This window comes from Longicatena sp. (assembly GCF_982403165.1).
Map to the genome: position 1 here is coordinate 1 of NZ_CEVYEL010000070.1, position 11,604 is coordinate 11,604.

The 11,604-nt window shown below is 37.3% G+C and carries 10 protein-coding genes; 1 reads left to right on the plus strand and 9 read right to left on the minus strand.

What is annotated here, in order from left to right:
- Nucleotides 1-315: 315 nt before the first annotated feature.
- The 9 genes from AC1VS3_RS11515 to AC1VS3_RS11555 all read right to left on the minus strand — a co-directional run bounded on the left by AC1VS3_RS11515 (nt 316) and on the right by AC1VS3_RS11555 (nt 10,400).
- Nucleotides 316-1,674, minus strand: coding sequence for a PFL family protein (locus AC1VS3_RS11515; RefSeq protein ID WP_008687288.1), 1,359 nt, complete (start codon nt 1,672-1,674; stop codon nt 316-318).
- Between the two features lie 14 nt (nt 1,675-1,688).
- Nucleotides 1,689-1,958 carry an ACT domain-containing protein gene (locus tag AC1VS3_RS11520; protein ID WP_008687286.1) on the minus strand — a complete coding sequence of 90 codons (270 nt, stop codon included), beginning with the start codon at nt 1,956-1,958 and terminating at the stop codon, nt 1,689-1,691.
- 120 nt (nt 1,959-2,078) lie between these two features.
- Nucleotides 2,079-2,594 (minus strand): hypothetical protein, encoded by a 516-nt coding sequence (locus tag AC1VS3_RS11525; RefSeq protein WP_008687284.1) that lies wholly within the window; start codon nt 2,592-2,594, stop codon nt 2,079-2,081.
- A 60-nt stretch (nt 2,595-2,654) separates the two neighbouring features.
- Nucleotides 2,655-3,773, minus strand: a complete 1,119-nt coding sequence (locus AC1VS3_RS11530; RefSeq protein WP_008687282.1) for a sensor histidine kinase — start codon at nt 3,771-3,773, stop codon at nt 2,655-2,657.
- Nucleotides 3,770-4,870, minus strand: coding sequence for a sensor histidine kinase (locus tag AC1VS3_RS11535; RefSeq protein ID WP_008687280.1), 1,101 nt, complete (start codon nt 4,868-4,870; stop codon nt 3,770-3,772). Before AC1VS3_RS11535 ends, AC1VS3_RS11530 begins: the two co-directional genes overlap by 4 nt.
- Nucleotides 4,860-5,549, minus strand: coding sequence for a VanR-ABDEGLN family response regulator transcription factor (gene vanR, locus AC1VS3_RS11540; protein WP_481275656.1), 690 nt, complete (start codon nt 5,547-5,549; stop codon nt 4,860-4,862). The genes AC1VS3_RS11535 and vanR overlap by 11 nt, the downstream gene beginning before the upstream one ends.
- A 393-nt stretch (nt 5,550-5,942) precedes the next feature.
- Entirely contained in the window at nt 5,943-6,863 is a 921-nt protein-coding gene (locus AC1VS3_RS11545) for a transketolase family protein (RefSeq protein WP_008687277.1), read from the minus strand.
- Entirely contained in the window at nt 6,863-7,687 is an 825-nt protein-coding gene (locus AC1VS3_RS11550) for a transketolase (RefSeq protein WP_008687275.1), read from the minus strand. The genes AC1VS3_RS11545 and AC1VS3_RS11550 overlap by 1 nt, the downstream gene beginning before the upstream one ends.
- 559 nt (nt 7,688-8,246) lie before the next feature.
- The gene (locus AC1VS3_RS11555) at nt 8,247-10,400 is read right to left on the minus strand and encodes a Tex family protein (protein ID WP_008687272.1); all 2,154 of its coding nucleotides are present in this window, start codon (nt 10,398-10,400) and stop codon (nt 8,247-8,249) included.
- 730 nt (nt 10,401-11,130) lie between these two features.
- Here AC1VS3_RS11555 and AC1VS3_RS11560 point away from each other — a divergent pair.
- Nucleotides 11,131-11,571 carry a pentapeptide repeat-containing protein gene (locus AC1VS3_RS11560; RefSeq protein ID WP_481275658.1) on the plus strand — a complete coding sequence of 147 codons (441 nt, stop codon included), beginning with the start codon at nt 11,131-11,133 and terminating at the stop codon, nt 11,569-11,571.
- Nucleotides 11,572-11,604 lie beyond the last annotated feature (33 nt).

Genomic DNA, 11,604 nt, shown 5'->3' on the forward strand with positions numbered 1-11,604 from the left:
CCGATAAAATAAGGCTTTGCGGACATTTAAGAAGATATAAAAAGATAGTCAAAAAGACATATATAATTTATATGAATACTTTCATTCATATCCGTTTCCCCTTTCGTGTTATATCGTAATGTAAAGGAATATCTAATAGCGTTAACCATCCTTATAGAATTACGATTTTTGCAAGTCGCCTTGTAATTACACGCAACACTTCCCTAGGATGATTCTATATGGAATACAGATAACTTCTTGTATCTTTCATACAATCATACTGAACAGAAAAAGTCTAAAAGCTATCTTCCTATAGTTTTTAGACTTTTGTATCATTTAATTCTTCAAGCTCTGTAAAGGAGCTGGTATTCTTCCCATTCGATGAATCATGACAGAATTATCACTCTGATTAATTTTCATGATAGGGCCACTTCCTAACAAACCGCCAAATTCCAGTTCATCACCTGCTTGTTTACCAACTGCCGGAATCACACGAACTGCTGTTGTCTTAGAATTCACCATTCCAATTGCAGCTTCATCCGCAATGATACCACTAATTACCTCAGCAGTTGTTTCACCAGGAATTACAATCATATCTAAACCTACGGAACATACCGCTGTCATAGCTTCTAATTTTTCCAGGCATAAAACACCGGCACGTGTCGCTGCAATCATACCGGCATCCTCACTGACCGGGATAAATGCTCCACTGAGACCGCCAACCGTGCTACTTGCCATGACACCGCCTTTTTTTACCGCATCATTCAGCATTGCCAGACAAGCTGTCGTACCATATGCCCCACAAGTCTGTAAGCCCATTTCCTCTAAGATATATGCTACGCTATCACCGACAGCCGGTGTCGGTGCTAAAGAAAGATCCACGATACCAAATGGTACACCTAAGCGCTCACTTGCCAAGGAGCCAACCAATTGACCCATACGTGTGATCTTAAAGGCTGTCTTTTTGATGATATCCGCAATCTCATTCATCGGCGCATCCTTAGGAGCTTTCGCTAACGCAGCCCTTACCACACCCGGACCAGATACACCTACATTTATGACACAATCCGGTTCTCCAACACCATGGAAAGCACCGGCCATAAAAGGATTATCCTCAGGCGCATTACAGAATACAACAAGCTTTGCTGCTCCAATACAATTGTTATCTTTTGTCAGTTCAGCCGCTTCCTTCACCATACGACCCATAAGCTCTACTGCATTCATATTAATGCCTGCCTTTGTGCTGCCAACATTAACAGATGCACACACATGCTCCGTCTGTGCTAATGCCCGCGGGATGGATTCCATTAATTCGCGATCGCCGGCTGCACATCCTTTCTGCACTAATGCGGAATAACCACCAATAAAGTTAACCCCTACTGCTTGCGCACACTTTTCCAATGTCAATGCATATTTTACAGGATCACCGCCACTAGCAGCTACCAACATGGCAATCGGTGTAACCGAAATTCGCTTATTAATAATAGGGATACCATATTCACGAGAAATATCTTCTCCTGTTTTGACCAGGTCTTTTGCCAACCGCGTAATCTTATTGTATATCTTCTCACAAGAACGATCGATATCACTGTCGCAGCAATCTAATAAAGATATACCCATGGTAATCGTACGAACATCTAAGTATTCTTCATCGATCATCTTTATGGTTTCCAGAATATCATGTACATTTATCATAGACAATTCTCCTTCTAAATTTTATGCATGGAATTAAAAATATCCTCATGCATGACGTGGATAATTAAACCTTCTTTTTTTCCTACCTCTTCCATATGCTGTGCAAAATCACTCAAGGATGTATTACCTTTTGTAATATCAATCAGCATGATCATCGCAAACATATCTTGCAGCAATGTCTGTGAAACTTCCAGCACATTCATATTCGCCTTTTCGCATTCTACACTGACTTTCGCCAGAATGCCTACCATATCTTTACCAATTACACTTACTACCGCTCTCATCTTTTTGCCTCCTCTTAAATCTTATCTTAAATTATACTGTATAGTGAAAAAAAGCACAACTATAAATCTAAAAAATGTATACATGTGTATTTACACCGCATACATTTTAAAAGAATATACCTATTTAAACGTCTCATTTGCAATTGCCATTGGCTGTAACTCAAAAGGTTCCCAAGCCGCCTGCAACCCTTCTAGATTACAAATAAATTCTTCTTCGCGATAAGGGACATCCTTCTGCTGCTTTAAACAGTCCGCAATCTTAAGGGACATCGCATTTGATAGTTGCACGATTTTTCTACCTTTCACTATATTCTTACCATCAAGTAAATATAACGTGCAGGTATAACCACTGCCTGTAGCAAAATGTGTAAACAATGTTTCATCATAATCGTTATCATGCACATTAAATACGAAATCACTCGTATCAATCGCATCCTCCAATGTTAATAAGAAGATGGCGATATCATATTTATATACAAACGCTATTTCCAAAGGCTGTTTCTTTAATGCCTTCAACTCGAAATCCGTCCATGTTTCATCCTTGATCACAAAGACAAATTCGTGATCGACATAGTCCATAACCGTTCCTTCCTCTTCAATGGCTATCGGAAATTGCTCATTTACTTCACAACGCATACGCTTTCTTTCCTTTCTGTACTATTCACTTCATGCATAAGCCACCAGCATCCTTTCAGCTTATGCATGCGCTACTTCTTTCTCCAAAGTTTCTTTGGGCAAATCAATATAAAACTGCAAGGTATCCTGCAAAGAACTTGCCCTAAGGATGCCTTTATGCATATCAACAATCTGTTTTGCAATACCTAAACCCAATACATGCTGCTTACCACTTCCATGCAAATCCTCTAAGCGATAATAGTTATGGAAAATATGAGCAATCTGATATGCGGACAAATGAGGAACACTGCCTTTCATCACAATCGTATAATGCGCACTATGCTCCATAAGCTGTATAACAATGGTACTATTGGCATCCCCTAATGCAATCATATTCCGTAATAAATCACGCAGAACTCTGGCAATCTTGTCATTATCCGCATATAAGGGCAGCTGATGTTCATACTGCACATCCACTTTCATACTCTTTTCTTCCAACATTTGATAATATTCATCCAACACCTGCTCCACCATGCGATCCAAATACATATGCTCCGGTGTCCATTTCGCATAACGCAGATTGAATCGAGTGATATCAAAGAACTCATTGATCATCTCTTCCAGATCCATGGATTTATAAAGAACACTTGCCATAAACTCCTTACGTAATTGTGGCGATATTCTTTGTTCCTTTTCTAACAGTTCTAAATACATTAAAATATTTGATAAAGGCAATTTTATATCCTGTGCTAATAAATAAATCAAATCCTTCTTCTTTTCTTCATCCTCTAAAGCTGCTTTCTCATTGCGCTGATAATCCTCCGCAATGGATAAGATTAGTTTTTGGGTAGGCTGCAACTCTTTAGGAAAATTTAACTTTTCGCGTTGCTTTTCCAAAACATCATCCATACCTTCCATTAACACGCGAAGATAGTTTGACAGCTCTCGGCATAGAAAATAAACAAGCATAAAACCAGTAATGGCAATAATGGCAGGTAAAACAATAGCAAAAATCTTCTTAAAGGTTGAAAATGGGTCACCATCTATCAAAAGTACTTTTAAAAAATCAATGACAATGCCATTTAATACATTATCAAAAATATACAAGATCGTAGCTCCACCTAGGCTCAATGCCAATACAATAAAGGTATATTTCAGCACCAAGCGGCGTTCTAAGTTTTTCAAATATCGCTCTTTCATATCGATGCCCCTAACGTATAAGGTAGATGCAGATAAAAGGAAATCTCATCGCCATCTAATTCTGCATGAATATCCCCATGATGCAGCTGCATAATTTCTCGCGCAATTGCTAAACCTAAGCCGGCACCACCACTGCTGGAACTGCGGGCACTCTGTGCACGATAAAATTTATCAAACAAATGTGCAACGGCTTCTTCCTTCATATCCTCAGCTTTATTGCGATATAATAGTTGAATGCCCTGCTCTTGTTTTGTGACCGTAATATAAATGGTCGTATCCGGTTTTGCGTAATTGATAGCATTACGCATCAGATTATCAAATACACGCTGTAGTTTATCATAATCACCATCAATCAACATATCTTGTGGGATTTCTTCCTTTAATTTAAGACCTTTTCCTTCTAATAAAGGATAAAAACCTACCAATTGCTGCTTTAACATCATAGTCAAATCAATATGTGTAACATTCAGTTGTGACACCTTATCATCATAACGTAAAACTTCAGAAAACTCATCAATCAATTCATTTAAACGGTTTGCTTTACTATGTGCAATGGCTAAAGAAGATGCTTCCTGTTCTTCATTCAAATGATGATCCAAAATGTGATTGATATAACCAATCATTGATGTTAAGGGGGTTTTCAGATCATGTGCCAGATACATTAATAATTCATTCTTATGCTCTTTCTTTTGTGCAGACACTTCTTCACTCACACTGCGTTTGGCAAGCAAATTTTCGACTTTCTTTTGAGCCTCCAGAAATTGTGGAAACATTTTGAAAAATAAAGGCTGCTTACGCAAAGGTTTTCCTTGTAGACAGAGTAGTAAGGCATCCATGCTGTGAAAGAAAGATACAATAAAAAATAACAATAAAGCGATAAACCCAATGGTGAATAACAAGGTATTAATCTCCCATGAATGCTGTAAATAGTAATAATAAAAATCCCCATTGCTTAAAGTTCCTTTACTGGCTTCTAACCCAGCTTTACTGCCGATCATGGCAATAAAGAGTAATAAAACTGCAGATACGATAAGCGTCAACAGCAGAAACCGCAGAGTCAATTGTTTCCGCAGCTGCTGATACCAATTATTCTTCAATTTTATACCCTACGCCCCAAACCGTTTTAATAAATTTCGGATTACGAGGCGGTTCCATCATCTTCTCTCGCAAGCGGCGAATATGTACCATCACCGTGTTATTGGAATCAAAATATTTTTCTTTCCACACAGCTTCAAACAATTCTTCACTAGGAACGACTCTGCCACGATTCTTACATAAATACCACAAAATCGAAAATTCAATCGGTGTCAGATTTAAAACTTTATCATAAAGTGTGCATTGATGAGAATCATTATCGATGATAAGTCCTTTAAAATCAATCACATTTACATTATCCTTTGTTGTATTATATTTCTTATAACGACGCAATTGTGCCTTTACTCGTGCTACCATCTCCAGCGGATTAAACGGTTTGGTCATGTAATCATCCGCTCCTAATGACAATCCCTGAATCTTATCCATATCCTCAATTTTAGCCGTTAACATGATAACCGGGAATGTATATTTTTCACGTATGATCTTGCATATCTCAAAGCCGTTAATCTTTGGCATCATGATATCCAACATTGCCAAGTCAACGGGATTATCCTTTATAAAACGCAATGCATCTTCGCTGTCATAAAATTCGTGGACCTGATATCCCTCATTTTTCAGATACAGGGTGACAAGGTCAGCGATTTCTTTTTCATCATCCAGTACCAATATTCTTGTTTGCATAGTATCCCTCCATGCTTGTATTATAACAAATCCTTCACATAAATTCCTTATCTAAAAGAAATGTAAGAAAATTGTAAGCCACAATCTTTAATTTCTGTCTCTTTTTCTTTTATACACGCTTATAAACGTGAAAGTTTACAGATGCTTATGAATGGAAAAAATGCTTATGAATATAAAAGTTAACAGATGCTTATGAACCTAAAAGCTAACTGTAACTTATGAATGGAAAAGCTAATGAATGCTTATGATCTTGCATGAAATTGTACATTACTTGCCATACTGGCTAGTTACTTATTCTTTAAATCACAAAAGATTTCTATCAAATATCACAAAAGCTACTTGTATGAAAAAAGAAGAAGGAAAGGCTCTCCCTCTTCTCTTTATCGATATGTATTATTCTTCAATAACTGCTTTAACAATATCCTTACTAGTTAAGCCATATTTTTCCAACAAGCCAGCAGGTGTACCACTTTCTCCGAAAGTATCCTGAACGCCAACCATCTTAATTTTTGTTGGAGCATACTGGCTCAATGTTTCAGCAACTGTACTGCCCAAGCCGCCGATGACACTATGCTCTTCACAAGTAACGAATAAATCATGGCTCTTCGCCAGTTCTACCAATAAATCTTTATCAATTGGTTTGATCGTATGCATATCCACTACAGTTGGTTCATAGCCTTTTTCCTTTAGCTCATCATAAGCCTGTAATGCTGCTTCGACCATAATGCCACAAGCTATGATTGCGACCTTTTTCCCTTGACGTAGGACATTTCCTTTTCCAACTTCAAACGCCATATCTTCTGAATATACCGTTTCCACTGCACTTCTGCCCAGACGAACGTAGCAAGGTCCATCAATTTCCGCCACAGCACGGATAACTTTATCCGTTTCCACTGCATCTGCCGGACAAATGACAGTCATACCAGGAATGCCTCGCATTAGGGAGATATCTTCAATGCTTTGATGACTGGCACCATCTTCACCAACCGTCAGACCGGCATGTGATGCACAGACTTTCACATTCAGATGTGGATAACCGATAGAATTACGAATTTGTTCAAAAGCTCTACCAGTCGCAAACATGGCGAAGCTAGATGCGAAGACGATATTACCACTTGCTGCCAGACCTGCCGCAACAGCCATCATATTGCCTTCTGCTATTCCCATATTATAATGCTGTTCAGGTGCTACTGCTTTGACTTCTTTTGTCTTTGTTGAACCAGACAAATCAGCATCTAACACGATGATATTTTTATTTTCTTTTGCTAATGCCGCTAAAGTTTTCCCATAAGCTTCACGTGTAGCTACTTTCATTATTTATTTCCCTCCAATTCTTTGAGTGCATCCTGACACTGTTGCGCACTAGGGGCAACACCATGCCAACCTGCCTGATTTTCCATGAAGGAAACACCTTTTCCTTTCACCGTTTTCGCGACAACTACCGTAGGTTTGCCCTTAACGGTTTTCGCCTCTTCACATGCCTCAATTACAGATGCAAGATCATTACCATCTTCCAGCGTAATGACATTCCAGCCAAAGGCTTTAAATTTTTCATCAATTGGTGAAGGATTCATGACATCACTAATCTTGCCATCAATTTGCAATCCATTGTTATCTACAAATGCCAAAAGGTTATCCAGCTTGTAATGAGCAGCTGCCATAGCTGCTTCCCATACTTCACCTTCTTGACATTCACCATCGCCTAACAATGTGTATACACGATAAGGCAGTTCATGATACTTGTTCGATAACGCCATTCCTACAGCCGTTGAAATACCTTGCCCTAAAGAGCCGGTTGACATATCTACCCCAGGCAACTTACGCATGCTAGGATGTCCCTGTAAACGAGAATTCAGCTTACGGAAGGTTGCTAATTCTGTTTCTTCAAGAAATCCTTTTTCTGCTAATACAGCATACAACAGCGGTGATGCATGTCCTTTTGATAACACAAAACGATCACGCTGATTGCTCGTCAGATTGTTCTCATCAATATTCATCTGTGTGAAATAAATAGCCGTCGCAATTTCCACAGAGGATAAACTTCCACCCGGATGACCAGATTTTGCTTCTGTCACCATTTTTACGATATTCTTTCGGATATTCGTCGCATGTCCCTTTAATACGTCGATTTCTGACATTCCTTAGTCCTCCTTATAATTACCACGTTTATTATACTATAAAATCTTTATTTTTCATAAGGAAATTACGTTTTGTGTAAAACTTTCGCTTGCCTTTATTACAAAGCGATATCGTCAATATTTAGTTATATGGATACTACATGTCACATGTTTAGAAATGATGAAATTTTAAATTTAAACTGTCAAAGAAAGCTTGGTTTTCTTCACTTTTTAGCTGATCGTGATTTGCATTGCAAATGATAAAAAAATGTTGATCAGATATAAAAAAAGATCATAATAAAATTAATTCCGTTAGGTTGTAAAGGATAACGCACATCATTCTTTATGAAAGTGGTTCTACTTATCCATATTAAATAAAGATGAATAGATGATGTTCTTAACGTCGCATCTTTAAGAAAAGGATGTGTTTTTTAATCGAAATGATCCTGCGGGTGAAAAGACCAGCACGTCATTTGCTTAGAAAACACATCCATATCTTCATTATAAAGTACTTCCATTACTACCTGATACTATTTTTATCATCATTGACTAACCAGTACCCTCTTCATCAACCACAGCTTTATTTTTGCAATGGTAACAGACTAAGTTGTACTTTTTGTTTTTCTTGATCAATATTGTATACCCAGACTTTGACAACATCTCCTACAGCCACAACTTCACTAGGATGTTGCACTCGCTGACGGCGCATTTTTGAAATATGTACTAAGCCGTCTTCATGCAAACCGATATCTACAAAAGCACCGAAGTCCACAACATTACGAACAACACCTTCCAATTCATCTCCGATATGCAGATCTTCCAGCTCCAATACATCACTTCGTAAAATTGGCGCATCATAGCGTTCACGATAATCACGCAATGGAGAACGTATGGCATCTAAGATATCTTCAATCGTATATACATCAGCGCCTAATTCTTTTGCTAAGGCTGAAGATGTCACTTTTTCCAAAGAAGCTCTTGCTTCCTCGCTTCCCATCATAGAAGGTGTTAAAGCAAATTGGGCAAGAATTTTTTTCGCCAAAGCATAGCTTTCAGGATGAATAGATGTTCGATCTAAAGGTTCATCACCGTCTTCAATGCGCAGGAAACCAGCCGCCTGTTCAAATGATTTTGCTCCGACCTTTGGAATTTGCTTTAACTCGATGCGGTTTCTTATTTCACCATGGTCTTCACGATAGGTCACAATTGATTTCGCGGTGGCTGCACTTAAACCAGATATATTTTTCAATAATTCACTGCTGGCAGTATTCACATTTACTCCTACACGGTTCACTGCTTTTGTAACGACAAAATCCAAACGTTCTTTTAATCGTTTCGTTGGCAGGTCGTGTTGATATTGACCAACACCGATAGATTGTGGATCTATTTTAATCAATTCTGCAAGTGGATCAATAACTCTTCGAGCGATTGATATAGCTGAACGCTGTTCTACTTGAAGATCCGGAAATTCTTCACGGGCGAGCTTACTGGCAGAGTATACGGATGCTCCTGCCTCACTGACGATGGTGTAAGACACCGCAAGGTGATAATCACGTATCAACTTTGCAACAAAAGCTTCGCTCTCGCGACTGGCTGTACCATTGCCAATTGCGATGATTTTTATAGGATATGTTTTTAGCAAATTCAGCATGATACTTTCGGCTTCTTTTGTCCTGGCATTTGGCTGATGGGGGTAGATGACACTGATTTTCAATAGCTTTCCGGTTTCGTCTATTACCGCAAGTTTACATCCTGTACGAAAAGCTGGGTCAAAGCCTAATACCATTTTTTGTTTCATTGGTGGTTGCAACAATAGTTTTTCTAAATTCATAGAGAATACTTCGATTGATTGTTCGTGTGCTCTTTCACTCAGTTCATTGCGAATTTCTCGTTCTACGCTTGGAAATGCAAGGCGTTTTAATCCATCCTGCACAGCTTCTTCAATATAAGGAACCGCTGGACATTGGCGTTTTTTGGTGAATCTCTGGATAGCCCAATTCAGTTGATAATCTTCATCAAAATCTATGGAGACTTGGATGACCTTTTCTTTTTCTGCACGATCGATTGCCATGATACGATGACTCGCTAGGGTGGAAATACGTTCATTGTAATCGTAATACATTTTATACACTTTTTTTGTATCTTCATGTTTCTTTTTCTCTTTTGTCACTAGGCGTCCATAATGTTCCATACTGTTTCTGATGCGTTTGCGGATTTCAGCATCATCACTAGCTTTTTCGGCAATAATATCTTTTGCCCCTTGCAAAGCATCTTGAATAGTTGGTACATCTTCTTTTATATAATTTGCTGCTTCTTGTGCGACATTTACGTTTGGCAGTAGTTTTAATAACCATTCAGCAAGTGGAGCAAGACCTTTTGCCTGTGCATCTGTTGCACGGGTTTTGCGTTTTTGTTGATATGGTCGATATATGTCTTCTACTTGTGACAGCTTTTCGCATGCTTCAATTTGTTTTTTTATTTCTTCTGTTAATTTTCCTTGTTGTTCAATAAGACGTGCCACGTCTTCCTTACGTTTTTTTAGGTTTAGCTGATATGCATAATTTTCCTGAATGACGCGGATTTGTTCTTCATCTAGACCATTTGTGACTTCTTTTCGATAACGGGCGATGAAAGGGACCGTATTTCCCTGCTCTAGTAGATCTAAGGTGTTTACCACTTGTTTTTCACTGATATTAAGGGATTTTGCAATTGGTGTGATAATCATTTGTTCCATTTTAATGTCCTTCCTTTATTTGGTTTTGGTTAGTGTTCTATAACTTGTCAATTTTACGCATAAGTGCTTTGAATGAATATGTATCTTGAATATCATATGCTTTGAATGAATATGTGTTTTAAATATCATGTGTTTTAAACGAATATGCGTTTTGAATTAACATGTATTTTGAATATCATGTATTTTGACTGAATATGTAGGTTTAGATGGAGTAATCAGATATAAAATACGATTCATGCTCTCTTAAAATGATAATATAAAAGCAAAATATAGAATCAATCCATGTATATAAAATACATGATATCATTATAAGACGAAATACCAATGATTGGCAAGTTTAGTTTATTTCTGAAAGGAGCAGATTTTTGAAAAAAAAACAAAAAATTGGCTTTGATAATCGTCAAGATATAATCATAAAAAAGATGACTATAGTTTTTAAAAAGATTCACTTTTATCATAACGCTACTTCATCATATTTTATAAGGAATAGATGTAAAAGGACCTTTCTACATTTTTTAGGTTTATAATTAACGTGAAAGACTCTTTTTCACTATATGTTGTCAATGAGTAAGGATTAAAGTAAAAACTATACAAGATTATTCTTTTCATGATAAAATTTTGCACCATGATCAAAAAGTATATAGACTTTCATAACATGGGTGTTATAATGAATCCATTAGAATTTACTTAATAAATTTAACCGTTATACACAAATAACTTGGAGGTTTAAATGAAAATTGAGAAACCAAGAATACCCTCATATTTAGAAGAACAGACAGAATTCCACAAAATGGTGGAAGAGGAGCCCTATCTACAAGGACTAAGTTTTAAAAATTGTCTAATTACTGAACCAGAATTGCCATGTCTGCATTTGGATGGCATAGTATTTGAAAATGTATGTTTTGAAGACTGTAATTTTCTTAACATTGACATGATTGATGTCATTTTTGAAAATTGTGAATTTAACAATGTTGTTTTTAGTGATGGTGCCATACATCGCACTATTTTCAAAACATGTCGCGCAATGGGAACACAATTCATTGATTGTGTGTTACATAATATACAATATATTGAATGCAATCTGCATTATGCGAATTTCAGTGGAAGTCGTTATAAACAGACGATATATAAAAAATGTGATATAGGTAGTTCTAGTGTGCTGTATCGTTGATATTTAACATTACTACTGCATCTTATTCAGATG

Coding starts and splice junctions, on each gene's coding strand:
- vanR (WP_481275656.1), bottom strand. CDS start 5,549: ATGCAAACAAGAATATTGGTACTGGATGATGAAAAAGAAATCGCTGAC.
- AC1VS3_RS11550 (WP_008687275.1), bottom strand. CDS start 7,687: ATGTCAGAAATCGACGTATTAAAGGGACATGCGACGAATATCCGAAAG.
- AC1VS3_RS11560 (WP_481275658.1), top strand. CDS start 11,131: ATGAAAATTGAGAAACCAAGAATACCCTCATATTTAGAAGAACAGACA.
- AC1VS3_RS11530 (WP_008687282.1), bottom strand. CDS start 3,773: ATGAAAGAGCGATATTTGAAAAACTTAGAACGCCGCTTGGTGCTGAAA.
- AC1VS3_RS11520 (WP_008687286.1), bottom strand. CDS start 1,958: ATGAGAGCGGTAGTAAGTGTAATTGGTAAAGATATGGTAGGCATTCTG.
- AC1VS3_RS11555 (WP_008687272.1), bottom strand. CDS start 10,400: ATGGAACAAATGATTATCACACCAATTGCAAAATCCCTTAATATCAGT.
- AC1VS3_RS11545 (WP_008687277.1), bottom strand. CDS start 6,863: ATGAAAGTAGCTACACGTGAAGCTTATGGGAAAACTTTAGCGGCATTA.
- AC1VS3_RS11515 (WP_008687288.1), bottom strand. CDS start 1,674: ATGATAAATGTACATGATATTCTGGAAACCATAAAGATGATCGATGAA.
- AC1VS3_RS11525 (WP_008687284.1), bottom strand. CDS start 2,594: ATGCGTTGTGAAGTAAATGAGCAATTTCCGATAGCCATTGAAGAGGAA.